Below are 26528 nucleotides of genomic sequence, written 5' to 3'. Positions count from 1 at the left end.
TATCCGTGTCTATTGCGGGGGCGGTGGGACCGGACGACCAGATTCATCGACATATCCGGTGGCGGTTTCAAATGCCCCCGCCTGTGCCTGTCCTGTCGCGTAGGGGTTATGACTAAGGTCAAGCGCGGCACTGCCTTGGAAATCCGTGGGTTGCGGGTCCGCATAGCCTGGCTCGAACGGGGCTCTCTGTGGACGCCCATATTGGTCATAGCCCGCTGTGGGCGCATAAGCGTCTGCCTGCGGAGCGGCGTAAGATTGCGCCCCGTAAGCATAATACTGCCCCTGTTGTGGAGTCATACCCTGATCATATCCGGACGGCGCGTAGCCGGCCTCTGCATAAGCGGTCGCAGCAGGCATTTCATAAGGATTGGGAGATAATGGTTGGCCGGGATCATAGGGTGAGACAGGCTCCGGTATTGGATCATAGGCAGGTGTTTCGACAGGTGAAATATCCGCGACATTTTCCCGGACATCGGGACTGCGCACCTGTTGCGGCGTGCTGTAAAGACGTGGATCAAGGAAGACTCGGATCATCGCGATGAAGAACAGAACCAAACCCCAGGCAAAGGACGCAATGGCGAAAACCAGCAATTGCATATTGCGACCCTTATTCGGATACTTGGCGTAGGAAATGACTTTGACATTCTCCGCATCAACCGCAGATTGCTCCGCATCGACCAGAGCTTCCTGCTCTTTTGCATTATAGGAATTTAGGCGCGTGTTCAGCGTTTCCCGCTCGCGCAGAAGATTTTGATATTCAGGATTGAGAGATGTCAAACGACGAATTTTAGCGTCCGCTGAATTTAACTGACGCTGGAGCGTAAACTCCCGCTCCCGTAGGCTATCTGCTGTTGAGGCCAGAGTATTGCGACGCTCGGTCAGTTCCTGATGGGTCGGGTTGGGTCCGACGCGGCGTCCGCCACTGGCTTTGCCATTATACGTGCTTTGCAAGGCCCGTAGTTCATTCAACTCCGTCTGCTTTTGCCGGACGGGATCAGATGTCGGCAAATATTTTGCGAGCAATTGGCCCAGCTCCAACTCGGCCTGCGCCACACGTTGGGCCGCACGATCATCCCTGTATAAATCAATTGTTTCGGGGGTCTGACGCAGTTGGTCTTCCACTCTTGCGAGCGCCGCTTCGGTTTCGGCGATTGAAGCGCGTGTACCGTTAAGTGAAGCTTTCAAGTCTTCGGTGCGTTCGCGCAGACCGTCCTGCTCTGACGTGAAATCCGAAATATCATTTCTCTTTAAGAAACGTGCGATTGCCCGCTCATTGGAAGATAGTTGATCTTCAGTCGCCTGACGACGCTCAGAAATAACCTCATCCGACCCTTCAACGAAAACCTGACGGCGGAAGGACATGTAAGCATCGATAAAGGCATTAGTTGTCTCAACCGCGACATCAGGATTTTCATGTTCAAATGACACATCAATGATTGAGGATTTCGCGCGTGGCATGACGAGATAGGCATTCCCCACTTCATTGCGCAATTCCATCCAAGCAATTTTGCGCTCTGTTTCGTTCGGTGCACCTGTCACTTTATTATAGGCATCGGGGGCCAGCCGCGCGGCCGTCATTTCACCAATAACCTGATCTATGATTTCGCCGTTCTTCATAATGGCAGCCTCGGTCAGGGTGATCGTATCAATTGTCTGACTCAGCCCCGTATTCTGTCCGGACTGACCGACGGGATTATAGGCGTAATCATCACTGAATTGGACGAGGATGCGTCCGTCGCCGGAATAGCTGCGTTTGAAATCCAGCGAGTAGTACCACGCGCCTAACGCGCCCAGTACGAAGAGCGGGATGACCCACCACATCTGTTTGAAAAAGGATTTGAACATTTCGCCGAGACGGATGTTCGGCATGCCATTGGCGTAGTCCCCAACGGTGAGATCCCCCATTCGAGGTTCCAGCGGGCGCAGCTGCTCCTGCGCGCTAACGGGCTCGAACCCCTTACGATTTTTCCGACCCCATTTGGCCATGCGCGAATCCTTCCGTGAATCACTCGCGTTAACCATGTCCTCCTAAATTTTAAGAATTCCTTATCCATTCTTCTTAACTATTGGAAAAAACGGAATTACCGCACAAAAGGCCATTGAAAATGAGAAAAACACGCAAGATCGCAGGTTTTGCCGCCTCGACAGCGGCCCTCTCGCTCCTCGTCGGCTTGTCATTTGGTGCAAGTGATTCGGCTTTTGCGCAGTCGCGATATGGTCAAACGCAGCAGGTTCACCCGCGATATGCGCCAAATCCGCATGCGCAACCGAAAAAATATAAGAATTTGGCGCACCGGATGCGCGGGCAGAAACACATTTCCTACCAAACACCGCCGCCCCCCGGCATGTTCCAGCAATGGGTGGAATGGGAGTCGGAATATACGCTTGTTCCCGGGGATCAGCTCGACATCGTCGTCAGTTCCGCGCCGGAACTCTCCCGCACGCTGACCGTCGGACCGGATGGCCGTATCGTTATGCCGATGGCCAAGCCGATTATGGTCGCAGGTCGAACTTTTGGATTTGTGCAGCAGGCCCTTATGGCGGAACTTGGCAAACAATTGCGAGACCCCACATTGGCGGTAACGCCACGCGCCTATGCGCCGGAACAGATTTATGTCGGCGGGCAGGTCGGACAACCCGGAACTTATACGATCCCCAGCCGCATCGGTGCGCTGGAAGGCATTCTTATGGCCGGCGGATTACGTCCGACGGCGCGGTCGCGTCAAATCGCGGTTCTACGTCGTGCGCCCAATGGCGGCATGATGATGCGGACCGTCGATATTCGCGGCGGATTGAACAATATCCGCGAATATAACGACAATCTACAACTGCGTCGCGGCGATATCATCTATGTGCCGCAAAACACATTGGGTGAAATCGGGACCTTCATGGACGGCTTCCGCCGTGCCCTGCCCGTGGACTTCAACCTGTCCTATCAATTTGGCGCAAATGGTGGCGGGACGACGGTCGTTTCGCCGTAAGCTGATATAAATTGACTTAAGGTATATAAAACAGCACCTGAATGTCATGATCTGGCAGGACCTATACCGCGAATTTATTACGCTTTTCGTGGTCATCGATCCTATCGGAACGATTCCGGTTTATCTTTATGCCGCCAAAGGCGTTAAGCCCGAATTGCGGGTCAAATTTGCGCTGCGCGCCGTTCTTATCGCAGCCTGTGTCCTGCTCGCATTCCTTGTCATCGGCCAAATTATCTTGGAGACATTGGGGCTACGCCTCGGGTCATTCCAAGTCGCAGGCGGAATTGTTCTGTTTCTCTTCGCTCTCGACATGATTTTCGGCCAATCAAAGCCTGCGACGGAGATAGAGATGGCTGAACGGGATGACCTGTCAGGCGCTGTTTTCCCGCTGGCCATGCCGTCCATCGCATCGCCCGGTGCCATTTTGGCCGTCGTCATCCTGACGGATAATCATCGCACGTCAGTTTCGGAACAGACCGTTACAGCTCTTATCCTCGTCAGCATACTTGCGCTGACATTTTTACTCTTACTGCTCGCGACCCGCATCCAAAAAGTCATTGGCGATACGGGGGCCAGTGTCATCAGTCGTATTATGGGCCTGGTCCTCGCGACTGTCGCCATTGATGCAATCATCAATGGTTTAATCAGTCTGGACTTGGTCGCCTTATTCGCGAATTAAGCTGCGATAAGCTCGCGATTTTCGCTCAACCATCCGCGTGCGGCGCGTTGGGCCATTGTCAGGTCTGTTGCGCTCATCTCGTATTTCAGCTCTTCGCGATACGCTTTGGCCGGAATGCTGCCCATCATGGCGGCAAGACTGAACCATTTATGCGCCTCAATGAAATCTGGACCGCGATCCTCGACATCTGTTGAATAAATCAAACCGAGGCGGAACATATCCTCTGCACCGGCGATTTCTGTAGCTGCAGCTTCCGCTTCGCGAACTTCTAAATTTGTAAAGGCCATGGCCTTCTCCTCCCATTTTTAGTCACCAATCCTTCCGGGCCTATCCCGGGGCGCCTGGTTTGAACGGGTGGGCCCGTCTCTCTTTGGCGTGATTGAAGATTGGACAGGGCAAGATAAATATAAGGTTAAACGAAAACATGGTTAAACTTGCTTTACGCAAGTTAAAAACGGTCAATACTCATTACTTTTCAAGATAAACTTAGATATTATTTTATTAAAATACAGATACTTCAAGTCTAGCGAAATTAAGAAAGCCCCGATTCATATGGAAGTAACATATCGGGGCCCGAAATTATTTTTCAAAAAAATTCGCGAAATCAGTCATAAAACTTGACCAGCTCCTCCATATCCGCACGATCCGCATAGAGATTATTGACGTTGGCCTCGGGGTCACCATAACCCATTGCCATCCCGACCATGACTTCCTGCTCCTCCGGAATGTCGAGATATTTGTGACACACAGACGTCCAATTGCGCCACCAGCCCTGCGGGGCGGTGTGCAGCCCCGCCTCGCGGGCGAGGAGCATCAGCGACTGAATGTAAATCCCGATATCCATGTGCTGCGGCGCCCCAAGGCGTTTATCGCCCGTGACGATGATCCCGACGGGGGCTTCGAAGAACTTCGCATTCTGCGCGAACCAGACGAGACGCCCCATCTTATTCTCGCGCGGAATGCCGAGCAGCGCGTACATATCTTCACCCAGTTTATAGCGCCAAGACCGCATGGGCTCCCAAAGCGGTTGGGGATAGGCGGGGTGTGTCGGTTCTTCGGTCTTGCCCGCCAGCGTGATCTCGACGGCGTCTTTTTTGAAATTGGTCAGCACATCGCCCGTCATCACGTGGACATTCCAAGGCTGCAAATTGCCGCCGGACGGGCTGCGTTGGGCTTTGGTCAAGATGTCTTTCAACAGGTCCCCTGCCACCGGTTTGTCCACGAACTGCCGAACGGTGATCCGCGTTTTTAACGCGTCCGAGACAGTTTCCGATTTTGATGTATTCAAGCCCATGTCGCGTTTCCCAGATCTCTATAAAATTCCATTAGACCCTATCGAGCATATCTGAACGGTCAGGACTAGGTACAGGGTTGAGCGATACGTGGGCGAATATGAATAGCGGCCGGCGCTATTCCGCCTCGCCAAATGTCGCGACGACGATATCCTGAAAATCGATCCCATCACTGCCACGCCAATATCCGGGATGAATATCAATCTGCGTCGCACCGAGATCTTCCAGATGCGCGCGCAGCCAATCCAGATCATGCGCCACGGCCATTTCGGGCTCAGATGGGTCCTCGACCCAATCACCGTCACCCGCGTGTTGGAAAGAATAGGTCGACCCCTCTCCCACACCATCCCGACCAAACACGGTGAAATAGGCCCGCCCGCCCGAGCGTGTCACACGCGCGGTCTCGGCCAGATATTGCGCAACCGCCTTCTTCCGCATGTGGGTATAGACCGAGGTTGAGACGGAGATATCGAAGAGGTCATCCGCGAAGGGAAAGTCAAAGTCTTCGGCGCGGGCTTTTCCTCTCGGATTATAAAAACTGTTCCAAACGTCAGCATGGTGGAAATCATACCGCCCCGGCAGATCGCGAAACCGCTTTTTCGACCAAGAAATCCCGTAAGGCACGATATCAAACCCGTCATAGGACACATCTGACCCAAAGGCCCTTTGCAGCGCCAGCGCGTTCCGCGCAATCGCGCAGCCAATATCCAGCACGCGGTCGCCTTCGCGCAGGCCCGCATGGTCCTGCATCAGCTTTACCGTCAGATCGCCAACCTCGTTAAAACTCTTATGCCCCGCAAAATTGATCGCCTCGGGTGGCCCGTCATCCCCGTCCAGAAACGGCGTGAGCTTGACAACCAAGTCAATGACATCCGCTGCCAACGTATATTTCAAGCGGCGTCTGGTGGCGGAGGAGAACATTTAATGCGGCGGAAAAACGCGGGTGAAGACGAATTTCAAAATGAAGAATTCGATCAATGCCATGACTGCCGCGATTACGAAGGATAGAACAAGGTTAAAGCCCACACCCATATTCATCGCAACCAGCACAATGAAAAACAATGCCAGTGGCGACCCATAAACAATGTAGAGCCGGAGTTGGCGATTCATTTGAAAGGCCCAATTTGTCTTGTAGAATCTAATTCTATTACCTCTGCCACTCTCAATCTTCCATCAAAAGTCTATTTCGAAAATTTGAGTCTTTTTCCATATAATCCAACAATCTCATCATCTCACGCCTCAAATCTTCTCGAAACTTCTTGAGCGATATCTCATCTCTATCGAATGATGCTGTGCGAGGTCCGTTTTGATAGCGAGTAATAGAAATGCCCAAATCCACAGCTGAGTTTTGCAAAGCTAGATCGTCTTTTAGCGCAGCCGTAAAAAGGATTTTGTGATGACGTAAAAGATCGACGGCTGAATTAGTGGCGTTCGTGTAGGGAACCTTCCACATCAATGGACCTTCAGGCACCATTTCCATATGTTGCTGTCTTAGCGTGATATAGGCCTCACGCCCTTCTTTAGTCGTTCGCATTTCTTTTCGAGCTTTTTCTAGCGCCTCCTTGTAAGCCTCATTATTTTCTTCATAATTCCGCATATTCTCGTACATCTGCACGGGGAAAAGGTATGAATTCCCGCAAATATAGTCATTTGATAGGACGAAAGGGATTTTATTTTTAAATGCGGGCTCAAGAGAGTCCACTGTATAATCGCAAACGAGTTCCATTCGCTCAACGTTGACACGCTGACCTTCGTTTTCATCATAAAAGTTATAGTTTCTAGGGTCTATTCCACAAAAATTGCCTGCCAGTTCCGGTGTAGAGATAGCCACCCGGGTTGTCTCGCCAATGTATTTTTTCAAATATTCGAGACTCAATTCAGTTGAATGACGATGACCCCCAAGCATCCAGCCGACAACAATTTTATCTTGGTCTAATTTGCCTCTGACAACATCAATTACATCAAACGTAAATTGAAAATAGTCCCGCCCGTGCGCAGCGTTTTCTGCGGAAACCTGATTTACGTCAGTAAGTTTACCTTCAAATATCACATCTGAGAATGCAATATCTAACTGGGTCAGTTGCTTTGAAACCCTGCAGGCTTCCGCCATTTGCGGCGTGAGAAGCGCAAATGAGACAGCACCGAGTGCAGTAAGGACGAATTTCATGACTTATGAATAGCAGAATAAAATGAAAAAGTTAATCCGAAACCCAATGTAGCTCTAAAGCCCCAGTTTCTTCCGTAGAATTTCATTCACGGCCTGCGGGTTCGCTTTGCCTTGCGAGGCCTTCATCACTTGCCCCACGAAGAAGCCGAGAAGTTTCGGATTCTCTTTGGCTTTCTCGGCTTGGGCCGCATTATCCGCGATAGCCTTGTCCACCATGGCTTCAATCGCGCCCATATCCGTGACTTGTTTCAGGCCGTCCCGTTCGATGATTCCATCTGCCGTGCCCTCGCCTGCGAACATTTTCTCGAACACGCCTTTGGCGATTTTACCGGAGATCGTGTCGTCCAGAATGCGGTCGATCAGGCCACCCAGCGCATCCGCAGAGACAGGGCTGTCCTCCAACTCCACGCCCGCTTTATTCAGAGCGCCGAAGAGTTCAACCATTGTCCAGTTGGACGCGATTTTTGGGTCACGACCTTTGGCAACGGTCTCGTAGAAATCGGCCTTCACCTTATCCGACGTCAAGATCCGCGCATCATATTCCGGCAGACCGTAATCCGCCATGAAGCGAGCCTTACGGACATCCGGCATTTCGGGGAGTTCGGATTTGATGCGGTCAACGAAAGACTGCTCCAACTTGATCGGTAACAGGTCAGGGTCGGGGAAATAGCGGTAATCATGCGCGTCTTCTTTAGAGCGCATGGTCCGCGTTTCACCTTTGACCGAGTCAAACAAACGCGTTTCCTGATCGATTTCACCGCCGGCTTCCAGAATGTCAATATGACGGCGGGCTTCATAATTGATGGCCTGACGGATGAAGCGCATGGAGTTGACGTTCTTGATCTCGCACCGCGTGCCGAGCTCACCACCCGGACGGCGCACCGACACATTCACATCAGCGCGAAGATTGCCCTTCTCCATATCACCGTCACACGTGCCGAGCGCGCGGACAATCCCGCGAAGCTTCTCGACATAGGCGGACGCCTCTTCGGGGGATCGCATATCCGGCTTGGACACGATTTCCATCAACGCCACGCCGCAGCGGTTGAGGTCGACATAAGTCTCATCCGGCGAGAGATCATGGACGGATTTGCCCGCATCCTGTTCCAGATGTAGCCGTTCAATCCCGACATTGACGGGCTCACCGACATTGCCATCCGCGTCGATGGGCAGGATTTCAATCTCGCCTTCACCGACAACGGGGAATTCAAATTGCGAAATCTGATAACCCTGCGGCAGATCAACATAAAAATAATTCTTACGGTCAAAGCGGGAGAACAGGTTAATCTTGGCATTGAGGCCAAAACCCGTTTTCACAGCCTGCTCAATGCAGAACTCATTCACGACAGGGAGCATACCCGGCATACCCGCATCGACGAGGCTGACCTGCGTATTTGGCGCAGACCCATAATCCGTCGCCGAGCCGGAGAAGAGCTTGGACTCACTCGCAACCTGCGCATGGACCTCAAGACCAATGATGATCTCCCAATCACCCGTATCCGTAGTGATCCAATCTTTTTTATCCGCAATGCGGGGGGCTATGAACATTCTTTTACTCCTTCACCTAAGCCGATGAGACATGACCGTCTCATACAGCTCTGGAAACAAATCTTCGTCAGGCAAAGGCCAGACGGGAGATTTGTTTATATCAATCCAGAACGGGTTGAATTTCTCCACCAGTTCCAGTTTCCAATCTCGGTCCCAGGCCTTCATCCGCTTTTCGCGTAATAAAGCCTCTTCTCGCGTTTCAAATTCCTCGAACCAGACGAGAGACTTGAGTTTATATTTCTTCGAGAAGCCTTCAAAAACTTCAGCGATATGTTGCTCCATCCGTTGACCGAGGTCATCCGTGGAACCGATATAAAGCGTCCCGTTGCGTTTATTTGTGACGATATAGACATAGAAAACCTTGTCGAACATCACATCTTCCTGCTCTGGACCCCAGCTTTCGCTGGGGTTTACCGGAAATAAATAGACACTCCGTCCACCCCAGCGGAAGCTGGGGTCCAGAGCGTCAATCTCCTATGTTTCTATTTCCACCACGCCTCAGGTTTCGCCGTGAACCCGGCCGCATCTTCCAGTGCACTCGCCGCTTTAAACACGGTTGCCTCATCCATCGCGCGTCCGATAATCTGCAAACCCAGCGGCAATCCGCTCTTATCCAATCCCGCAGGGACCGAAATCCCCGGCAGTCCGGCCAAGTTCGTCGTCACCGTGAAAATATCGTTCAGATACATTTGCACCGGATCGTCCAGTTTCCGCCCAACTGCGAAAGCGGCACTCGGCGCGGTTGGCGTTAGGATCGCGTCGCAGGTCTCCCAAGCATTTTCAAAATCGTGAACAATCCGTGTGCGGACTTTTTGCGCACGAAGGTAATAGGCGTCGTAATAGCCAGCGGAGAGGACGTAGGTCCCGATCATGATCCGGCGGCGGACTTCGTCTCCGAAGCCTTCCGTCCGCGTGCGCTCATATGTGTCGGCGAGGTCTTTTCCGTCCACGCGAAGGCCGTAACGCATACCGTCATAGCGCGCGAGATTCGACGAGGCTTCCGCCGGCGCGACAACGTAATAGGCGGGTAGAGCGTATTTTGTGTGTGGCAAGCTGATCGGGACGATTTCCGCACCTGCCGCTTTCATCCATTCAATGCCTTGGTCCCAAAGCGCTTGTATGTCAGCGGGCATACCGTCAATCTGATACTCCTTCGGGATGCCGATGCGCAGACCTTTCACGGACTGCCCACACGCTCCGACCCAGTCAGGGACATCCGCATTGATCGAGGTCGAATCTTTCGGATCATAGCCAGCCATGCTCTCCAACAAGATCGCGCTGTCTTTGACCGTCTTGGCGATCGGTCCGGCCTGATCCAGCGAACTCGCGAACGCGACCGTGCCCCAGCGGGAGCAGCGGCCATAGGTCGGCTTAATCCCGACTGTGCCCGTTAGTGACGCGGGCTGACGGATGGACCCGCCCGTATCGGTCGCCGTTGCACCGAGGCAGAGATCCGCGGCGACAGCAGAAGCCGACCCACCAGAGGAGCCCCCCGGCACGAGGTCCACATCATTCCGCCAGGGGTTGATGACAGGGCCAAAGGCGGAGGTCTCATTCGAACTCCCCATCGCAAACTCATCGAGGTTCAGCTTGCCGAGCATCACCATGCCATCGGCCTTCATATTCGCCGTGACAGTGGATTCATAAGTCGGGGTAAAATCGCCGAGGATTTTTGACCCGGCCGTCGTCTTCACACCTTCGGTACAGAACAAATCTTTGATCGCGAGCGGCGCCCCCTCCAGCTTTCCAACAGTACCGGACGCCCGACGCGCGTCAGACGCTTTCGCCCCTTCTATCGCCTGCTCAAATGTCGTCGTGATAAAGGCATTCAAATCCGCGCCGTCCATACAGGCGTCGATATGGGCTTTGGTCAGTTCCTCGGAAGAGAAATCGCCCTTGGCCATCCCGTCCAACGCACCGGACAATGTCATTTTTGTTAGGTCAGACATGCTCTACTCCACCGACCGTGGCACGACGAAAAAGCCGTCATCGGCCTTTGGCGCGTTCTTCAGAATTTCGTCACGTTTGCCGCCATCCGTGACTTTATCCGTCCGCATAGGTGCGGCCATATCGACGGCGGACGTCATGGGCTCTACGCCCTCAACATCCACTTCGCCGAGTTGTTCGATCCACGCCAGAATGCCGTTCAGGTCTTCGGCAATCGGGGCCAAGCGATCCTCTTCAACATGGAGGCGTGACAGCCTCGCGATTTTCTTGACGTCCTCTGCGGAAACGCCGTTTTGGGGTTGAGCCATGACTCTGGTCCTTCAATCTTATTGCGCGCGGTTAGCAGGGGCAAAACGCGCTCGCAAGCGATTGTGAACCTGCTATCACTTGTATCGCAGTCATGCCCACTCTAGGGCGCGGGTCTATGACCATAAATCTGCCTCATTCAGCGCCAAGTTTCGGCAACCCCCTCTCCCGGGCTTTTGGACGCCTTATGCTTCGTACCGTCGGGATGAAAGTCGGCGGGACTATACCTGATGTCCCGAAAGCCATCTTGCTCGGCGTGCCGCATACGTCGAACTGGGATCTCATCCTCGCCATGGGAATGAAATACGCACTGGGTTTGGATTATAAGTGGATGATGAAATCCGAGGCGTTTTTCTTTCCCTTTGGCGGCATGTTCAAGGCCATGGGCGGCATTCCCGTGGACCGCAAAGCCGCCAAGGATGTCGTCGGGCAGATGGGCGATTGGTTCGACGCGAACGAGAAAGCGTGGATTGGTATCACCCCCGAGGGCACACGGTCCAAGGTGGGCGTCTATAAAAAAGGATATTTGCGCATTGCCTATGCGACGGGTGTGCCTGTCTTTGTCGTCGGCGTTGATAGTGTCACCAAAACGCTGGTTTTCGACCGTTTCATGGACCTGACCGGAGATATTGACGTCGATAATGACCAAATTCGCAATTTCGTACGTAACCATTATACGGGTCTAAAACCTGATAAGAGTTAGCGGCGGGATGTCCCCGCGCGAGGGGGACTGTTGAAATACGAGAATGAGTTTGTCGGTCCGAATATTCCCCGCATGGGCAATGCCCTGACGCGGTGGATCGGTGATATCATCATCAAATCCATCGGTTGGAAATTGGAAGGCCGCCTTGCGGATGAGAAACAGATCGTCCTGATCGGCGGGCCGCATACATCGAATTGGGATCTCATCCTCGCAATGGGCACCGCGCTCTCTGTGGGCTTGAAATTTTCGTGGATGATGAAGAAGGAAGCCTTTTTCTGGCCGCTCGGCCCCCTTTGGAAAGCCCTTGGCGGTATTCCGATTGACCGCAAAGCGCAGCTGGACGTGGTGGGTCAGATGAAGGGTTATCTCGCGCAGAATGAGAAAGTCTGGATCGGCATTACACCTGATGGGACCCGCGCCAAGGTTGACCGCTACAAGACCGGCTACCTGCGTATCGCGAGCGGAACAAACACGCCGCTCTTCATTGTCGGCATTGATGCAAAGCGGAAAACGGTCGTGCTGGACGGGTTATATGACCTGACCGGAGACATTGAAGCGGATAATGCCGCAATCAAGACCTATATCGAGACGAAATATAACGGGATTAATCCTGAAAAAACTTAGAAAGCCATTTCTAAACATCCTTGTCATAGACTTATGCACGGACGCCTCTTTTCACGCGTCGAAAAATCAGTATGACGCGCTTATTATGAAATATGACAACCCACATATGTCGCCGCACAGCCCCCGCATGGGCAATGCGTTCACGCGTGGGTTTGGCTCTTTCATGCTGAAACTGACGGGGTGGAAATTGAAGGGCCGCATGCCCGATGTCGATAAATTCGTCATTATCGGCGTGCCGCATACCTCCAACTGGGACGCGATTTCCGCCTCCCTCGCCATGCTCGCCAGCGGGTTCAAATATACATTCCTGATCAAGAAAGAGTGGTTCTTCTGGCCGATGGGGCCCCTCTTCCGCGCGCTGGGCGGGTACCCTGTGGACCGGGGTAAGGGCGGGAAAGCCGTCGTCGAACAACTCACCAAATACATCGAGGAAAGCGACCGCGTCTGTATCGGTTTCCCACCCGAAGGCACACGCTCTCTCGTCCGTAAATATAAGACGGGCTTCCTGCGCGTCGCTTATGCCGCCGATGTGCCAGTCTTCATCTGCGCTTTTGATGGCCCCAATAAACATGTTGTGCTGGATCGGTTGTTTCCGCTGACAGGTGATATTGATGTCGATGCACGCGCGATAAAGGACTATGTGGATGCAAATTGGACGGGGGTTCATCCGGAGCGTCAGAAGGCGGTCACGGGTTAAGGCATTCTCCCATATCATCCCGCACGAAGGCAAAGCCGTAGATGCGGGACCTATCGCAACTTGATTGAGCTAGCGTCCTGTAAACGTCAGGTTCCGCATCAGCGCCTTTCAGGCTTGTGCGGGATGACATCTGTGCTTTCATGCGCCTATAGCTAATCCGTGAACACCCCGACCCACACCCTTCTCGCCCTAGCCGCGCTCTCAAAACGCGGAGATCGCAAGCGCAATCTTGCCGTCCTCATCGGGTCTCTCATTCCTGATGCTGCTCTTTTCCTCTGGGCGCCGTACCAGTATCTCGTCAACGATGTGTCCGGCACAGAAATGTGGGAAACGCTTTATTTCGGCCCCACGATGCAGAACCTCATCGCGTGGTTTAATTCCATCCCGATTTATGCGCTGCTCGCCATTATCGGCTTTGCAGCACGCGAAAAAACATGGGGCAAGCTCTTGCTCTTCTTCGCCCTTGCCGCGCTCATCCATATGGCGACCGACCTGCCCGTTCATGCGGAAGATGCTTACCGCCATTTCTGGCCATTGACGGATTGGCGGTTCTATAGCCCGCTCTCCTATTGGGATGCGGACCATCATTCGCGTTGGGTCAGTCTGTTCGAAATTGCTTTGGCGTTTGGATGTATCGTCCTGTTATGGCGACGCTTTCCGAAGCTATGGGTTAAAATCACGCTCAGCCTCACCTCGTTTTTCTACATCGCACTCCTAGCGGCTTTCGTTATTTTCCGTTAGGGGCGAGCTATGCCGATCCAAACCCTAGATGATTTTGCCGCGACGACCGGTCCCCTGCTCGGCCTCGACCCGGGGACTAAGACGCTGGGCCTTGCGATTTCAGACCGAACACGCCTCATCGCGACGCCGCTGAAAACTATCCGCCGAACGAAGTTCACACCGGATGCAGCGGAGCTACTCGACATTTATGCCAAGAACGAAGCTGTGGGCCTCGTCATCGGCCTGCCCATGAATATGAACGGCACGGCTGGACCGCGCGTGCAATCGGTCAAGGATTTCGCGAGTAACCTGCTCAAAATCCGCGACTTGCCCATTCTGTTTTGGGACGAACGCCTTTCTACTATGGCCGTGACACGCGGCATGATCGAAGCCGATATGAGCCGCAAGAAACGCGCGGAAAATGTCGACAAACTTGCCGCCGGATATATTTTACAAGGCGTCTTGGACCGCCTCAGAAACTAAGGACTCACTATGCGTAAACTTACCGCCCTCCTCGCCGCAGCCCTGTCCTGCTACGCCCTGCCCGCCGCCGCTTGGGGTCCGAACGGTCACCGGGTCACGGGCAAACTCGCACAGGATTATCTGACGCCCGAGACGCAGGCCGACATCTCCGCCTTGCTGGGCGTGGAGTCGCTAGCGGAAGGTTCAACATGGCCGGATTTCATGCGCTCGAACCCGAGCGAATTTTGGCGGCGCACCGCTTCGCCTTGGCATTATGTGACCGTTCCGTCCGGACAGACCTATGCCCAGGCCGGCGCACCGGAAGAAGGTGATGCCCTCACCGCGCTGCGCTATTTCACGCGGCAGCTGAAAGACGAGTCCGTGCCCACGGCCCAACGCCAACTGGCCCTGCGATTTATCGTTCACATCATCGCCGATCTGCACCAACCGCTCCATGTGGGCCGCGGCGATGATCGGGGCGGCAATCAGTTTGATATCCGGTTCAAGGATGAAATGACAAATCTCCACCGGCTGTGGGATGAAGACCTGATTGAGGATGAGAGACTGTCCTACACGGAAAAATCCCGCTGGCTGGCGCGCAAAATCACGCCGGAGATGCGAGTCCAATGGACAACAACAGATCCGCAAGTCTGGATCGCGGAAAGCATTACCCTTCGCGACCAACTCTATTCGGAACTCGGTCCCCGCCGGCGCGACGTCCTACCGAATTTGAGCTTTAATTACGTCTACACCCACCGCGCGAATGTGGACCGACGGTTACAGCAAAGTGGTGTGAGGATTGCGGCCTATTTGAACGAGGTGTTTGGCGAGTAGAGTCTAAAAGCCCATATTTGTCCAAACCGCATTTACAGGAAACTTAATCCCCGCCTTCGGGGTTATAAGTCTCTCTTAAATTACAAACCAATGTCACCCCGCACCAGCCTAAAGGGCGCAGATGCGGGGCCTAACGATTACAGGGCCTTAGGTTAGGTTTGCAGACGATAGGTCCCGCATCTCCACTGCGTTGCGAGCGGGATGACATTGAGTTTGTAGCGCTAAGTAATGGTGGCCAATCCGCATTTATAAAGAGAATGATCCTCACTTATCGAACCCGGGCTATATTCAAGATGTTCTTTCGGACACGGGACAGGTAGGACGTCACCTTCTGGTTCGGAAGACGGTGGGGCTGAGCGCTTTGAGGTGACATTCAAAGAGGGGCCGGGCCTATCACTGTTCGAGAGCCGACCGGCAGGTCGGGCTGGATATTTCGTATTTACAACACGATCTGTTCAGTCAGGCACTGACTCCGGGGGCGTAATACGGGCCGTCGTGATATAAACCACCGCCGCGTGGCTGATGCCTTTGCGAAACAAACTTATATTTTCGGTACTCCGGTAAGGGTATCGGCCACGCGGGCTGTCCCGCTAAGTATCTGAGTGCCCCGCCGACCCCAAGATGGGCGGTCGCAACAATTCCCTGCCCGCTAATATTTCGACCGCTTTCCATTCGGGCGTCGGGCATCTTCCAATATCCGACGCTTAATCTGGGCCAAAGTTCCGCCAATACTCTTCTTACGGAAGACGACTGGATGGACTGCGGCGAGTTCGTAGCGATAGGCGTCCTCATGCTTCGTCAGCAACTCCTTATGCAGGGACCGGATCATCAGGATATGCCCGCCCCGCACGAGGACAAAATAGAAGGCAAAGAAGCCGACAATCGTAGCATTATGGTCACGAAACCGTTGGGCTTCGGAAATTGTAGAAAATACAAATAACAACACGAGCAAAATCAGCATTGCGGGCAGCACTATCCTCAACCCCCAATGGCGCAGGGAAAGGTGGTTCGCGATGAGGGTTTCAGGTGTCATCTTCTCCCGAATACGCTCATCACGACAAAAAGTGTATGGGGCAAATTGGCCAATCCCGGCTTGCCCCGATTTACGAAATCGTTAGGACGGGGTCATGTTATCACTATTTGAAATCGCCGCCTCGCTGCTCGTCCTCTCCGCTATCCTGTCCTGGATCAACCGCGCCTACCTGAAATTACCGCACACAATTGGCCTGCTCGTGATGGCGCTGTTCGCGAGTTTCATCCTCATGGCGCTGGAAATCTTCGTGCCGAGCGTCGGCCTGACCGATACGATACAGGCCGGGTTGGGGCAGATTGATTTTAACGAGACCCTGATGAAGGGCATGCTGGGCTTCCTGCTCTTTGCGGGGGCATTGCATGTTGACCTCGGCAAATTGCGCGATGCGAAATGGGCGATTGGATCCATGGCGACATTCGGCGTTGTGCTGTCGACTTTTATTGTCGGCACAGGATTCTGGGGCCTCGCGCAGCTGCTGAATATCGATATTCCGTTTATCTGGGCGCTCGTCTTCGGCTCGCTGATTTCGCCGACAGACCCGGTGGCCGTGTTGTCCATTCTGAAAACGGTGAAAATGCCGAAATCACTGGAGACAAAAATTGCGGGCGAGAGCCTGTTCAATGACGGCGTCGGCGTTGTCGTCTTCACCCTTATCCTCGCCATTGCTGTCGGCAGCGACAGTTCTCAAGCGATGATGGAACAGTTTAAACTCGCAGGCCCCATCATGGCCGCGACGGGCGGCGGCGCGATTGGCGTATTGGATGTTATCGAACTCTTCGTTGTCGACGCGATTGGCGGCGCTATCCTTGGCGGATTGGCGGGTTGGATTACTGTCAAAGCAATGAAACGGATCGATGAACACGCGATTGAAATCCTGATCTCCCTCGCGCTTGTGGCGGGCACTTATGCGCTCGCTCAACGGATCGAGATACTCGGTCATCATCTCTCCGGCCCGATCGCCGTTGTCATTGCGGGTCTGATGATCGGCAATAAGGGCGCAACGGACGCGATGAGCGATCACACGCGGCAATATCTCTTCGGCTTTTGGGAGATGATTGACGAAATCCTAAACTCGGTGCTGTTCCTCCTCATCGGTCTGGAGATTCTCGTGTTGGGCCTCGTGCCGGAATATGCGCTGATTGGTGCGATTGCGATTCCGCTGGTGCTGTTGGCGCGTCTTTGCGCGGTTTTCGTGCCGATGAAAGTGATCGGGACGTTCAAAAATTTCACCAAAGGCGCTGTGCCCGTGCTGACATGGGGCGGCGTGCGGGGCGGGATTTCCGTCGCGCTGGCGCTGTCCCTGCCGGATAATGAATACAAACCGCTTATCCTGACGGCGACCTACGGCGTCGTCGTCTTCTCCATTATTGTGCAGGGCATGACGGTGAAAAAGCTGGTCGAGAAAGTCGTCGATCCGGACTTGATGTAGGCTGTTGACGGTTTCTCATTCGAGGTTATAGAGTAACGCGATGACGCGACACCCGCTCATAAAGACCGCCTGGGTCCTTTTTGCCGCCTTGTTCCTGACGGTCCAAGGTCTGTCGCAAGCCCATGCCATCACAAATGGTGGCGTGGATCATAGCCATGACGGTGTCGCCTGTGATGTGGCACTTGTCGCAGCGGAACAGGCTGTTATCACACCACCCGCCGATAACCCGCCAATGGTCATTCTGCCAAGCCGGGAAATAGGCTTTATCGCGCCAACCTCTGTTGAGTATTGCCAGTTTGAGGGCCGCGCGCCCCCGCCCCGAGGGCCGCCTCTCCAGTTCTGAATTCCGATATCCACCGCAGGTCTTTCGCCTGACGGCTCTCCATACCTTTCAGAACATAAGAGTTTCCCATGTCACGTTTGACTACAGGCCTGCTGGCCAGCGCATTCCTCATTCCCTCATTTGCCGTCGCCCAAGACGTTACAGATGAGGACATTATCATCGTCACGGCCTCCCCGTTAGAGCGCTCAATTGACGAAGCCATTACTGGCCAATCGATCCTCTCGGGAGACGATCTCCAAGACCGTCTCGCCGGTACAATCGGCGAAACGCTCAAGTTGGAGCCCGGCGTTTCCTCGACCAGTTTCGGCGCAGGGGCCTCCCGCCCGATCATTCGGGGGCAAGGCGGTGACCGGGTTCGGGTCCTAACAAATGGCGTGGGCTCTATCGACGCCTCCTCCGCCTCCCCCGATCATGCCGTCGCCGTTGAACCCGCACAGGCCGAGCGGATCGAAGTCGTGCGCGGCGCGGCCCTGCTGCGTTACGGCAGTTCCGGCTCCGGCGGGATCGTGAATGTCATTGACGGCCGCATTCCACGCGACGTGCCGGACGGGCAGACTGATGTTTCCGTTCGCATTGGCGCGGCCACGGTTGATGAGAGCGCAGAAGGCGCCTTCTCTATTGATCAACGCGCCGGAAATCTCGTCTTCCATCTCGATGGGACATTCCGTGAAGCCCAAGATTACCGCATTCCCGTTGAAGGCGAGAGCCGCGCCCAACTCGCCGAGGAAGGCGAAGAAGCCCCAGACGATTTCAACGAAGGCCGCCGCCTCGACAATAGCTTTGTCGACTCGCGCAGCCTGACGGGCGGCGTCTCCTATATTGGCGAGCGCGGCTTTATTGGTGTCGCGGTCAGCGACTTTAACACGACCTACGGCATTCCCGGTGGCCACGGCCATGAGGAAGAAGAAGGCGAAGAGCATGATGAGGAAGAGCACGAAGAAGGTGAGGAGGAAGAAGAAGAAGAAGCCGTCTTCATCGAACTCGACCAAACCCGTGTCGATCTCAATGCGGGATTGGACTTTGACGGCCCGATTGAACGCGTTCAGGTTTTCGCCGGCTATGCCGACTATAAGCACACCGAATTTGAAGGCCCCGGCGAAGTCGGGACCGTCTTCACAAATGAAGGCTTTGAAATTCGCGCAGAAGCCATTCAGGCCGAACGCGGCAATTGGAAAGCCGCTTACGGCGTCCAATATCGCGAAAGGGATTTCGCCGCAATCGGTGAAGAAGCCTTCGTCCCGCCCAGCATGACCGAACAGTTGGGCGTCTATACGTTCCATGAAGTTGAAGTCGGAGCAGGCCATATTGAAGGAGCACTTCGCTATGAGAGCACCAATCAGGAAGACGTCACGGGCGGACAGGATCGAAGCTTTGATCTGTTCAGCGTCAGTGGCGGCGGGGATGTCCACCTCTCGGATGCCGTGCGTATCGGCGGGACAGTCTTCCGCACGGAACGCGCGCCGACAACGGAAGAGCTCTTCTCCAACGGCCCCCACCTCGCGACAAATCAGTTCGAGCTGGGCGACCCGACACTCGGCAAAGAAGTCGCGACCGGTATTGAGGCCGCTATTCGTCACCGCGAAGATGGTCACAGTGCGACGCTGAACCTGTTCTACACGAGCTATGACGATTACATATTTGAAGCTCAAACAGACGGCGAAGAAGACGGGTTACCGATCTTCCAATTCACGGCTGAGGATACGGAGTTTTACGGTTTCGAAGCTGTCGGTCAGACTGAGCTAACAACCGTTGGCAAATTTGATCTTTCGGCAGATGCCCTCGTCGAATATGTGCGGGCCAAAACGGATTCCGGCAACCTGCCGCGCATTCCGCCACTCTCCGTCCTGTCAGGTATTGAAGCGGAGTCAGATCGCGTGAAACTTCGCGCGGAATGGGAATATGTGGCGGAAGCCAATGACCTCGCGGCGTTTGAGCTGCCAACGGATGACTATAACCTCGTCAATGCGTTTGTGACGTGGAAGGCTCCGATGGATGCCGAAAATGTGGCGCTACGGTTCTCGGTTCTGAACATCTTTGACGCGGAAGCCCGTCAACATACGAGCTTCCTGAAAGACCTCGTCCCGCAACCGGGCCGGAATTTCCGGTTCTCAATTACAGCGAAATTGTAAGCGCAAACCACTAAACACTTTCATCCTCCGGCTTGACCGGGGGATGACATCTCTACCAGATTGGCGGTCTAATCCACCTTCGAAATATTGAGCGTATTGGTCGTCCCCGGACGGCCAAAGGGGACACCGGCAGATATCATAACCGTATCGCCAGACTCCAGCCCAAGCTTCTCTTTCGCGAGACCAGACACACGTCCCATCATATCGTCAAAATCGGCCGGATCTTCTGTCACAACCGGCAGCACACCCCAGCTGAGCGCGAGGCGCGAGGCCGTCCGCATATTCGGGGTCAAGCCAACAATGCGGCAGGGCGGACGTTCACGACTAATCCGCTGCACCGTAGAGCCAGTCAACGTGTAACCCAGCACAGCTTTCGCGTTCAGCTTCGTCGCAATGCCCTGTACAGCGCCGGAAATCGCATCCTCTGCCGTCGCATCATAGGGCAATTGAACGGATTGGAAATATTCCCAGAAAATCGGGTCCTTCTCCGCCGCGCTGATAATCCGGTCCATGATCGCAACCGCCGTCGCAGGATGCCGACCAACGGCGGTTTCAGCTGAGAGCATCACGGCATCCGCGCCCTGATAAATTGCCGTTGCGACATCTGACGCTTCGGCACGTGTTGGGGTCGGTGCATCAATCATGGATTCCAGCATATGCGTCGCGACAATCACAGGCTTACCGAGTGCGCGGCATTTGCGGATAATCTTACGCTGCACGACCGGCACTTCTTCGAGCGGAAGTTCCACGCCCAAATCGCCCCGCGCCACCATGGCTGCGTCGGCGGAAATCAGGATTGAGTCGAGATCTTCCACAGCAGACGGCTTTTCGATTTTGACGATAATGCCGGCCTTGTCCCCGATAATTTCCCGGGCTTCGCGCACATCTTCAGATGTCTGCACAAAGGAAAGCGCAATGTAATCCACGTCCTGCGTCAGGGCGAAAGCCATATCCACGCGGTCTTTATCCGTCATGGCCGACATGGGCAGGACCGCATTGATAACATTAATGCCCTTACGTTCAGACAGTTGCCCCGGTACATCGACACGCGCCTTAGCGGTTTTCCCGTCATTGGACAGCACCGTGACTTGCAGCTTCCCATCATCGAATTTCAGAATGGTGCCCTCGACCATCGCGTTCATGAGCTCCGGATGCGGCATAACGACGAGACCATCTTTTCCGTTCTCGCGGCCCTCACGAATTTCAATTGTCTGGCCATAGCGCAGCTCAATCGACCCGTCTTCAAATGTACCGCAACGCAGTTTGGGGCCCTGCATATCCGCAACAATGCAAATCGGATTTCCCGTCTCCGCCTGAATCGCGCGAATGGCTTTCACCGACGCCGCATGATCTTCGTGAGAGCCGTGAGAGAAATTCAACCGGAACGCATCGACCCCGACATCATGCAGCAGTCGCATGGTATCCGGCGCGCGGGAGGCCGGACCGAGTGTGGCGAGAATTTTGGCAAAGCGATTACGCATATCAAACCTTTACGGGGTCGAGATAGAATGACAGCGTCGGCATAATTCATCGCGATAAAATTAACAGGGCTAATTGACAGGCTTGGCCCTAAATCGCGGCAATATTTATGTAAAGTTTGAGGCTAACAGCGACTTTCGGGCAATTTAATCGTCTGGCCAATCTGAATGCCGTAATCCGCACCGATTGTGTTCATGCCGCGTATGACGTCGACGCCGACACAGTTTTTGCGGGACAGACCGTAAATCGTATCGCCTTGCTGGACGGTGTAATCCTGCCCCGCAGAGGGAAGAATACGGATTTCAGGCGCGAGGTCCGGCGTCGCGATAGCCGCGTCCGCTCGCACAAGGTTCTGAGAATAATCATAATTCACTGCTTGCGGTCCGAGAGTCTCAGCTGATTGGGCGGATTGGATCGTAACGGTGATTGGTTGATCCAGTGTCGCCATATATCCGGGCGTTCCCGTGATGACTCCATCCGCATATTCAGCCCCCGTTGGAGAAGGCTGCATGATAACATCAACCGTCTGAATAGATTCAGTTTGAGGGGCTGGAACCGTTTGGGTTTCATACACGACCTGCGTTGGCGCAGGTGCCGTGTAATGCGCCGTCTGGGCCACTTGCGTCTGACCCTGCGTGTTATAGCGCGAGGAATATTCGTAATTCGGGTTTTCCTGAGTCGTCAGACAACCTGTCAGGATAATGGCGGCGGAAACGAGTAAAGCTGGGGTGCGCATAACGGACCTTTTTATATCAATGAGTTCAGAGATTGAGAGATTATGGCTAATTTTCCGTAAAGAATTCTGTGAACCGCGCCATAACTCGCTGAATCTTCCATCTTGAAAATTGACCTGAAAAACAGCACACCCTGTCAAAATTAAACGTCCGCTTTGGAGCCACCTACAAATGAACCTCAAGACCCGCCCCGTTGAATATAAAGACGGTAAAACGACCTGTATTGGATATCTGGCTTGGGATGAGAGCCGGGCTGATCCCCTGCCCTGCGTTCTTGTGAACCACGCTTGGGGCGGTCTCGATGGATTTGCGCAGGATCAAGCCGTTCGTATGGCGGCCCTCGGCTATGTCGGCTTTGCACTGGATAATTACGGTGACGGCGCGCTGCCCGAAACGATGGATGAAAAAGCGGCGATGATGACACCGCTGAAGGAAGACCGCAAAGCCCTGCTCAAACGCCTCACCGCAGGATACAAAGCCGCCGCAGCCTTGGACGAAGTTGACGAAACGCATATGGCCGCGATGGGCTTTTGCTTTGGCGGACTCTGCACATTGGATATGGCACGGGCGGGTCTCCACCTACACGCGGCGATTTCCTTTCACGGCCTCCTCGACGCGCCGGAAGGTCTGCCTAAAAAGAAATGCAAGGCGAGTGTCCTCGTCGCACATGGCTGGGACGACCCTATGGCGGACCCCGATATGGTCAAAGCCTTTGGCAATGAGATGGCGGAGCGGAAATGCGACTGGCAACTTCACGCTTATGGCAATGTCGTCCACGGATTTATGAACCCCGAAGCCGATAACAAAAAAATGGGAATCGTTTATAACGAACTCGCCGCGCAACGGGCGACAAATGCATCACTTGACCTTTTGGCCGAAAAATTCTCCATGCACGGGATTGATCAAGCCTAGTGAACATTATTCGAGATACGGACGGGCTCAAAGCCTATTGCGACGCCGCGCGCGAACATGACTTTGTCTGTATCGACACGGAGTTCATGCGCGAGACGACGTTTTTCTCCATCCTCTGCCTCGTGCAGGTCGCGACGGTGGAGGAAGAGGCGATCATTGATCCGCTGGCCGAGGGCATCGACCTGACTCCGTTAAAAGAGCTGCTGATGGATGCTAGCATTACGAAAGTCATGCACGCGGCGCGTCAGGATATGGAAATTTTCTACAAGATCTGTGACGCTGTCCCCGGCCCAATTTTCGACACACAGATTGCAGGTATGGCCATCGGTCTTGGCGATAGTGCGGGTTACGGCGCACTTGTCAAAGCGCGCCTCGGGATCAATCTCGACAAGGGCGCGCGCTTCACCGATTGGTCGCGTCGGCCCTTATCAGAAAAGCAACTGACCTACGCCCTCGCCGATGTGACGCATTTGCGCGATCTCTATCCCGCCGTGCTGGAAGAGCTGGAGGAAAAGGGTCGTCTGAAATGGGTCATGGAGGAAATGGCCCAGCATTCGGACGAGTCGCTCTACACGTTTGAGCCGGAAGACGCCTATCAGCGTCTGAAAATCCGGGGCACGAAGAAACATTATCTCGCCGCGCTGAAAGCCGCCGCCGCTTGGCGGGAACGTCAGGCGATCAAAAAAGATGTCCCGCGTCGTCGCGTGTTGAAAGACGACGCCATGTATGACCTCGCGCAGCAACGCCCGCGCACGATTGAAGCGCTGGCCAAACTCCGTGGCATTCCGCGTGGGTTCGAGAAATCCTCCTCCGCGCAAAGCCTAGTCGACAGTATCGGTGCCGCGATAGACAATGCCGATGATTACGCGCCGCCCGCGCCGAAAGTCCGGCACATGCCGCCCTCGCTCGGCCCGCGTATTGAGATGTTGAAGACATTGCTACGGCTGCGCACTGAGGTCGAAGGCATTGCGACGCGGCTTGTCGCGAATGCGAAAGATATCGAACAGCTTGCCGCTTTCGGGGACGCCGCGGAAATCGTTGCGTTGAAAGGCTGGCGACGTGAGATTTTCGGGCAGGATGCGGTGGATATGCTGCGCGGGAAAATCGCGCTGAGGCTGGAGGGCGAACATGTCGTCGCCGAACGCCTCGATTAATCTGGACCTGCCCGAGCGGCGGAGTTTCGATTACGCGCCTCCCGCAACGCCTCTGGACATTTTACACAAAGATGACGACCTGCTCATCGTCAATAAACCCTCGGGCTTGCTCTCAGTCCCCGGTCGGGATTTCCCGGATTGCCTAGAGGCGCGTCTACGCGCGGAATATCCGGAAACCCTGCTCGTCCATCGACTCGATATGGCGACATCGGGCGTGATGGTCTTCGCGCGGAACAAGCCTGCGCAACGTCATCTCGGCCTGCAATTTGAACGCCGTCACACGACCAAATCCTACATCGCGCGCGTCGCGGGAGAGGTGACAGGCGAAAGCGGGCGCATCACCCTACCCCTCATCGCAGATTGGCCGAACCGCCCCCGTCAGATGGTGAGTTTCGAGCACGGCAAACCGAGCGTCACGGATTGGGAGGTACTGACGCGGGAAGACGATGCCACACGCCTTGCGCTTCACCCGATTACTGGCCGCTCTCATCAGTTACGCGTCCATTGCTGGGCGATGGGTCATCCGATTTTGGGAGATCGCATTTATGCTATGGGTGAGGTGTTTGAGGCCGCGTCGAGATTACAGCTTCATGCCCACACATTAGGCCTTCGTCACCCCACGGGTGGCGAACGAATCTCTTTTACGGCAAACTGTCCGTTCTAAAGATAGCTCTTCGTCTGGCTCTCATCCAAACCCTCCAGGAAGCCCTTCGCCTGTTTCAGCAACTCTTCACGGGTCTCACTGTCCATCTTATCCAGATTGCGATAGACCATATTCATGCGAGGGTTGCCGCGTAGCGTGTCTTCATTCCGCGCCATGAAATCCCAGTAGAGTGAATTAAACGGGCAGGCATCCTCGCCGATACGCGCCTTTACCTTATATCGGCAATCCTTGCAGTAATCGCTCATGCGGTTGATGTAACTCCCGGAGGACGCATAGGGCTTCGACCCCATCATGCCACCATCACCGAACTGGCTCATGCCCAGCGTATTCGGCAACTCCACCCATTCAAACGCGTCGAGATAGACCGAGAGATACCACTCATGCACGGCATGCGGGTCCGCGCCGATCAGTAGCGCGAAATTCCCGGTAATCATCAGGCGCTGAATATGATGCGCGTAAGCGTGTTCCAGCGTTTGGCCAATCGCGTTGGACAGACAGTTCATCTCCGTCTCGCCCGTCCAATAGAAGTCCGGCAAGGCACGTTTGGCGTTGAGATGGTTCATCTCAATATAGTCCGGCATCTCCAGCCAATAGAGCCCGCGCACGAATTCGCGCCAGCCGATAATCTGGCGAATATAGCCTTCCACCGCATTGATTGGCGCGTCGCCCGCGAGATAACGTGTCTCAACAGCACGGCAGATTTCCATCGGCCCGAGCAGACCCGTATTGAGATAGGGCGAGAGGAGCGAGTGAAACAGAAACGCTTCACCGCCGACCATTGCGTCCTGATAATCGCCAAAATCGACCAATGCCTTCTCAAGGAAATAGTCCAGCGCCTCCAGCGCGCCGTCCCGCGTCACCGCCCAAAAAAATCCGTCTGCCGAGCCGAGCCGCGTATCAAATTCGGACTTCACCATTACGATGACATCCTGCGTAATCGCGTCGGGTTGGAACCTTAATTCACCGGGGAAATCCATGTCGCCCTTGGGCGGCTTGCGGTTCTGCTTATCGTAATTCCACTCGCCGCCTTCAGGTTTGTCCCCGTCCATGAGGAGGCCCGTCTTGCGGCGCATGTCGCGATACCAATATTCCATCCGCGTCTGTTTGCGGCCCGCCGCCCATTCCGCGAATTCTTCCTTGGTCGCGATGAAACGGTCATCCTGTGTGATAGACACGGGAATGCCGAGATCGTCTTCCCAGCCCTTCACATATTCCAGCACGCGGTAGACGGAAGGTTCGCAAACGCGAATTTGGTTGATGTCATGGCGGTCAAGCGCGCGTTTGACCTCGGAGGTGAACTCGCCCGTATTGTCGTCGTCCGTCAGTTCGACATAATCCACAGTCCAACCCACCTCCCGCAATTCCTTAGCGAAGTGACGCATGGCGGAGAAAAGGAAGATGAGCTTTGTCCGGTGATGGGGAACATGGGTCGCTTCATGCGCGACCTCCATCATCAGGACGACGCAGTCCTCGGGCTCTGACGCGGCGAGGCTGGAAAGGTTTTGCGAGAGTTGATCAGCAAAGATGGGGATGAGCGTTTTTGACATGTGGTTAATACGGGTGGGGCGTGGAGAAGGTCTAAATTTAAATAAGCCGTCACACCGTCACGGCCCGCAGGGACGTCCGGTGCCCATGCCGAGATTTTTGCGTAACGCTCGAATTTTGATGACGATGCCATCATCACGGCATGG

General features: G+C 54.5%; 28 protein-coding genes. 14 read left to right on the top strand and 14 right to left on the bottom strand.

Annotated features, from left to right (window positions below; genetic code table 11):
• Nucleotides 1-9: 9 nt before the first annotated feature.
• Nucleotides 10-1986, bottom strand: coding sequence for a Wzz/FepE/Etk N-terminal domain-containing protein (locus ACP9M6_RS07930; protein ID WP_427450029.1), 1977 nt, complete (start codon nt 1984-1986; stop codon nt 10-12).
• Nucleotides 1987-2105: 119 nt separating this feature from the next.
• Between ACP9M6_RS07930 and ACP9M6_RS07925 the strand changes: the two genes are divergently transcribed.
• Both ACP9M6_RS07925 and ACP9M6_RS07920 read left to right on the top strand, forming a co-directional pair.
• Nucleotides 2106-2981, top strand: a complete 876-nt coding sequence (locus tag ACP9M6_RS07925; protein WP_427450028.1) for a polysaccharide biosynthesis/export family protein — start codon at nt 2106-2108, stop codon at nt 2979-2981.
• A 46-nt stretch (nt 2982-3027) separates the two neighbouring features.
• Nucleotides 3028-3660: a MarC family protein gene (locus ACP9M6_RS07920; RefSeq protein WP_427450027.1), complete on the top strand. Its 633-nt coding sequence runs from the start codon at nt 3028-3030 to the stop codon at nt 3658-3660.
• On the opposite strand, the gene ACP9M6_RS07915 is transcribed toward ACP9M6_RS07920, so the two are convergent.
• The 9 genes from ACP9M6_RS07915 to gatC form a co-directional block, all read right to left on the bottom strand.
• Nucleotides 3657-3947 carry a hypothetical protein gene (locus tag ACP9M6_RS07915; RefSeq protein WP_427450025.1) on the bottom strand — a complete coding sequence of 97 codons (291 nt, stop codon included), beginning with the start codon at nt 3945-3947 and terminating at the stop codon, nt 3657-3659. The genes ACP9M6_RS07920 and ACP9M6_RS07915 overlap by 4 nt on opposite strands.
• Nucleotides 3948-4264: 317 nt before the next feature.
• Nucleotides 4265-4954 carry a nitroreductase gene (locus ACP9M6_RS07910; RefSeq protein ID WP_427450023.1) on the bottom strand — a complete coding sequence of 230 codons (690 nt, stop codon included), beginning with the start codon at nt 4952-4954 and terminating at the stop codon, nt 4265-4267.
• A 115-nt stretch (nt 4955-5069) separates the two neighbouring features.
• Entirely contained in the window at nt 5070-5846 is a 777-nt protein-coding gene (locus ACP9M6_RS07905) for a class I SAM-dependent methyltransferase (RefSeq protein WP_427450021.1), read from the bottom strand.
• 27 nt (nt 5847-5873) lie between these two features.
• Nucleotides 5874-6062 carry a hypothetical protein gene (locus tag ACP9M6_RS07900; RefSeq protein WP_427450019.1) on the bottom strand — a complete coding sequence of 63 codons (189 nt, stop codon included), beginning with the start codon at nt 6060-6062 and terminating at the stop codon, nt 5874-5876.
• 52 nt (nt 6063-6114) lie between these two features.
• Nucleotides 6115-7119 carry a hypothetical protein gene (locus ACP9M6_RS07895; RefSeq protein ID WP_427450018.1) on the bottom strand — a complete coding sequence of 335 codons (1005 nt, stop codon included), beginning with the start codon at nt 7117-7119 and terminating at the stop codon, nt 6115-6117.
• Nucleotides 7120-7173: 54 nt separating this feature from the next.
• Complete coding sequence (gene gatB / locus ACP9M6_RS07890; RefSeq protein WP_427450017.1) at nt 7174-8667, bottom strand: Asp-tRNA(Asn)/Glu-tRNA(Gln) amidotransferase subunit GatB; 1494 nt, start codon at nt 8665-8667, stop codon at nt 7174-7176.
• A 12-nt stretch (nt 8668-8679) separates the two neighbouring features.
• On the bottom strand, nt 8680-9039 hold the full coding sequence (locus tag ACP9M6_RS07885; protein WP_427450016.1) for a GIY-YIG nuclease family protein: 360 nt from the start codon (nt 9037-9039) through the stop codon (nt 8680-8682).
• A 110-nt stretch (nt 9040-9149) separates the two neighbouring features.
• A complete protein-coding gene (gatA, locus tag ACP9M6_RS07880) occupies nt 9150-10616 on the bottom strand; it encodes an Asp-tRNA(Asn)/Glu-tRNA(Gln) amidotransferase subunit GatA (protein ID WP_427450014.1) in 1467 nt (488 codons plus the stop codon).
• A 3-nt stretch (nt 10617-10619) separates the two neighbouring features.
• A complete protein-coding gene (gene gatC, locus ACP9M6_RS07875) occupies nt 10620-10922 on the bottom strand; it encodes an Asp-tRNA(Asn)/Glu-tRNA(Gln) amidotransferase subunit GatC (protein WP_427450012.1) in 303 nt (100 codons plus the stop codon).
• A 185-nt stretch (nt 10923-11107) separates the two neighbouring features.
• Here gatC and ACP9M6_RS07870 point away from each other — a divergent pair, with 185 nt between their 5' ends.
• The 6 genes from ACP9M6_RS07870 to ACP9M6_RS07845 all read left to right on the top strand — a co-directional run bounded on the left by ACP9M6_RS07870 (nt 11108) and on the right by ACP9M6_RS07845 (nt 14960).
• Nucleotides 11108-11623: a 1-acyl-sn-glycerol-3-phosphate acyltransferase gene (locus tag ACP9M6_RS07870; protein WP_427450010.1), complete on the top strand. Its 516-nt coding sequence runs from the start codon at nt 11108-11110 to the stop codon at nt 11621-11623.
• Nucleotides 11624-11653: 30 nt separating this feature from the next.
• The gene (locus ACP9M6_RS07865) at nt 11654-12247 is read left to right on the top strand and encodes a 1-acyl-sn-glycerol-3-phosphate acyltransferase (RefSeq protein ID WP_427450009.1); all 594 of its coding nucleotides are present in this window, start codon (nt 11654-11656) and stop codon (nt 12245-12247) included.
• Between the two features lie 85 nt (nt 12248-12332).
• Nucleotides 12333-12944, top strand: coding sequence for a 1-acyl-sn-glycerol-3-phosphate acyltransferase (locus ACP9M6_RS07860; RefSeq protein WP_427450007.1), 612 nt, complete (start codon nt 12333-12335; stop codon nt 12942-12944).
• Nucleotides 12945-13103: 159 nt separating this feature from the next.
• Nucleotides 13104-13685 carry a hypothetical protein gene (locus ACP9M6_RS07855; RefSeq protein ID WP_427450005.1) on the top strand — a complete coding sequence of 194 codons (582 nt, stop codon included), beginning with the start codon at nt 13104-13106 and terminating at the stop codon, nt 13683-13685.
• 9 nt (nt 13686-13694) lie between these two features.
• Complete coding sequence (gene ruvX / locus ACP9M6_RS07850) at nt 13695-14147, top strand: Holliday junction resolvase RuvX (RefSeq protein ID WP_427450003.1); 453 nt, start codon at nt 13695-13697, stop codon at nt 14145-14147.
• A gap of 9 nt (nt 14148-14156) precedes the next feature.
• A complete protein-coding gene (locus tag ACP9M6_RS07845; protein WP_427450001.1) occupies nt 14157-14960 on the top strand; it encodes a S1/P1 nuclease in 804 nt (267 codons plus the stop codon).
• 649 nt (nt 14961-15609) lie between these two features.
• Here ACP9M6_RS07845 and ACP9M6_RS07840 read toward each other — a convergent pair.
• Nucleotides 15610-15993: a hypothetical protein gene (locus ACP9M6_RS07840; protein ID WP_427449999.1), complete on the bottom strand. Its 384-nt coding sequence runs from the start codon at nt 15991-15993 to the stop codon at nt 15610-15612.
• A 94-nt stretch (nt 15994-16087) separates the two neighbouring features.
• On the opposite strand from ACP9M6_RS07840, the gene ACP9M6_RS07835 reads away from it, so the two are divergent.
• The 3 genes from ACP9M6_RS07835 (at nt 16088) to ACP9M6_RS07825 (ending at nt 19894) form a co-directional block, all read left to right on the top strand.
• Nucleotides 16088-17422 carry a cation:proton antiporter gene (locus tag ACP9M6_RS07835; protein WP_427449997.1) on the top strand — a complete coding sequence of 445 codons (1335 nt, stop codon included), beginning with the start codon at nt 16088-16090 and terminating at the stop codon, nt 17420-17422.
• A gap of 40 nt (nt 17423-17462) precedes the next feature.
• Nucleotides 17463-17765: a hypothetical protein gene (locus ACP9M6_RS07830; RefSeq protein ID WP_427449995.1), complete on the top strand. Its 303-nt coding sequence runs from the start codon at nt 17463-17465 to the stop codon at nt 17763-17765.
• A 68-nt stretch (nt 17766-17833) separates the two neighbouring features.
• Nucleotides 17834-19894, top strand: a complete 2061-nt coding sequence (locus ACP9M6_RS07825; RefSeq protein ID WP_427449993.1) for a TonB-dependent receptor — start codon at nt 17834-17836, stop codon at nt 19892-19894.
• A 68-nt stretch (nt 19895-19962) separates the two neighbouring features.
• On the opposite strand, the gene pyk is transcribed toward ACP9M6_RS07825, so the two are convergent.
• Both pyk and ACP9M6_RS07815 read right to left on the bottom strand, forming a co-directional pair.
• Nucleotides 19963-21375, bottom strand: coding sequence for a pyruvate kinase (gene pyk / locus ACP9M6_RS07820; RefSeq protein WP_427449991.1), 1413 nt, complete (start codon nt 21373-21375; stop codon nt 19963-19965).
• Between the two features lie 122 nt (nt 21376-21497).
• Nucleotides 21498-22109, bottom strand: a complete 612-nt coding sequence (locus ACP9M6_RS07815) for a LysM peptidoglycan-binding domain-containing protein (RefSeq protein ID WP_427449990.1) — start codon at nt 22107-22109, stop codon at nt 21498-21500.
• A gap of 169 nt (nt 22110-22278) precedes the next feature.
• Between ACP9M6_RS07815 and ACP9M6_RS07810 the strand changes: the two genes are divergently transcribed.
• The 3 genes from ACP9M6_RS07810 to ACP9M6_RS07800 are packed head-to-tail and all read left to right on the top strand — an operon-like array spanning nt 22279 to nt 24837.
• Entirely contained in the window at nt 22279-23019 is a 741-nt protein-coding gene (locus tag ACP9M6_RS07810; protein WP_427449988.1) for a dienelactone hydrolase family protein, read from the top strand.
• Entirely contained in the window at nt 23019-24173 is a 1155-nt protein-coding gene (gene rnd, locus ACP9M6_RS07805; protein ID WP_427449987.1) for a ribonuclease D, read from the top strand. Before ACP9M6_RS07810 ends, rnd begins: the two co-directional genes overlap by 1 nt.
• Nucleotides 24148-24837, top strand: coding sequence for an RluA family pseudouridine synthase (locus ACP9M6_RS07800; protein WP_427449986.1), 690 nt, complete (start codon nt 24148-24150; stop codon nt 24835-24837). Before rnd ends, ACP9M6_RS07800 begins: the two co-directional genes overlap by 26 nt.
• On the opposite strand, the gene ACP9M6_RS07795 is transcribed toward ACP9M6_RS07800, so the two are convergent.
• On the bottom strand, nt 24834-26384 hold the full coding sequence (locus ACP9M6_RS07795; protein WP_427449984.1) for a cryptochrome/photolyase family protein: 1551 nt from the start codon (nt 26382-26384) through the stop codon (nt 24834-24836). The two genes, ACP9M6_RS07800 and ACP9M6_RS07795, sit on opposite strands and share 4 nt — an antisense overlap.
• Nucleotides 26385-26528 lie beyond the last annotated feature (144 nt).

The sequence above is a fragment of the Litorimonas sp. WD9-15 genome, assembly GCF_050271975.1.
In the GTDB taxonomy this organism is placed as follows: domain Bacteria; phylum Pseudomonadota; class Alphaproteobacteria; order Caulobacterales; family Maricaulaceae; genus Litorimonas.
The sequence above is the reverse complement of the archived record's forward strand: the minus strand, read 5'-3'. Positions and strand labels throughout refer to the sequence as shown.

Coding starts and splice junctions, on each gene's coding strand:
- ACP9M6_RS07930 (WP_427450029.1), bottom strand. CDS start 1,986: ATGGCCAAATGGGGTCGGAAAAATCGTAAGGGGTTCGAGCCCGTTAGC.
- ACP9M6_RS07925 (WP_427450028.1), top strand. CDS start 2,106: ATGAGAAAAACACGCAAGATCGCAGGTTTTGCCGCCTCGACAGCGGCC.
- ACP9M6_RS07920 (WP_427450027.1), top strand. CDS start 3,028: ATGATCTGGCAGGACCTATACCGCGAATTTATTACGCTTTTCGTGGTC.
- ACP9M6_RS07915 (WP_427450025.1), bottom strand. CDS start 3,947: ATGGCCTTTACAAATTTAGAAGTTCGCGAAGCGGAAGCTGCAGCTACA.
- ACP9M6_RS07910 (WP_427450023.1), bottom strand. CDS start 4,954: ATGGGCTTGAATACATCAAAATCGGAAACTGTCTCGGACGCGTTAAAA.
- ACP9M6_RS07900 (WP_427450019.1), bottom strand. CDS start 6,062: ATGAATCGCCAACTCCGGCTCTACATTGTTTATGGGTCGCCACTGGCA.
- ACP9M6_RS07895 (WP_427450018.1), bottom strand. CDS start 7,119: ATGAAATTCGTCCTTACTGCACTCGGTGCTGTCTCATTTGCGCTTCTC.
- gatB (WP_427450017.1), bottom strand. CDS start 8,667: ATGTTCATAGCCCCCCGCATTGCGGATAAAAAAGATTGGATCACTACG.
- ACP9M6_RS07885 (WP_427450016.1), bottom strand. CDS start 9,039: ATGTTCGACAAGGTTTTCTATGTCTATATCGTCACAAATAAACGCAAC.
- gatA (WP_427450014.1), bottom strand. CDS start 10,616: ATGTCTGACCTAACAAAAATGACATTGTCCGGTGCGTTGGACGGGATG.
- gatC (WP_427450012.1), bottom strand. CDS start 10,922: ATGGCTCAACCCCAAAACGGCGTTTCCGCAGAGGACGTCAAGAAAATC.
- ACP9M6_RS07870 (WP_427450010.1), top strand. CDS start 11,108: ATGCTTCGTACCGTCGGGATGAAAGTCGGCGGGACTATACCTGATGTC.
- ACP9M6_RS07860 (WP_427450007.1), top strand. CDS start 12,333: ATGAAATATGACAACCCACATATGTCGCCGCACAGCCCCCGCATGGGC.
- ruvX (WP_427450003.1), top strand. CDS start 13,695: ATGCCGATCCAAACCCTAGATGATTTTGCCGCGACGACCGGTCCCCTG.
- ACP9M6_RS07845 (WP_427450001.1), top strand. CDS start 14,157: ATGCGTAAACTTACCGCCCTCCTCGCCGCAGCCCTGTCCTGCTACGCC.
- ACP9M6_RS07840 (WP_427449999.1), bottom strand. CDS start 15,993: ATGACACCTGAAACCCTCATCGCGAACCACCTTTCCCTGCGCCATTGG.
- ACP9M6_RS07835 (WP_427449997.1), top strand. CDS start 16,088: ATGTTATCACTATTTGAAATCGCCGCCTCGCTGCTCGTCCTCTCCGCT.
- ACP9M6_RS07830 (WP_427449995.1), top strand. CDS start 17,463: ATGACGCGACACCCGCTCATAAAGACCGCCTGGGTCCTTTTTGCCGCC.
- ACP9M6_RS07825 (WP_427449993.1), top strand. CDS start 17,834: ATGTCACGTTTGACTACAGGCCTGCTGGCCAGCGCATTCCTCATTCCC.
- pyk (WP_427449991.1), bottom strand. CDS start 21,375: ATGCGTAATCGCTTTGCCAAAATTCTCGCCACACTCGGTCCGGCCTCC.
- ACP9M6_RS07815 (WP_427449990.1), bottom strand. CDS start 22,109: ATGCGCACCCCAGCTTTACTCGTTTCCGCCGCCATTATCCTGACAGGT.
- ACP9M6_RS07810 (WP_427449988.1), top strand. CDS start 22,279: ATGAACCTCAAGACCCGCCCCGTTGAATATAAAGACGGTAAAACGACC.
- ACP9M6_RS07800 (WP_427449986.1), top strand. CDS start 24,148: ATGTCGTCGCCGAACGCCTCGATTAATCTGGACCTGCCCGAGCGGCGG.
- ACP9M6_RS07795 (WP_427449984.1), bottom strand. CDS start 26,384: ATGTCAAAAACGCTCATCCCCATCTTTGCTGATCAACTCTCGCAAAAC.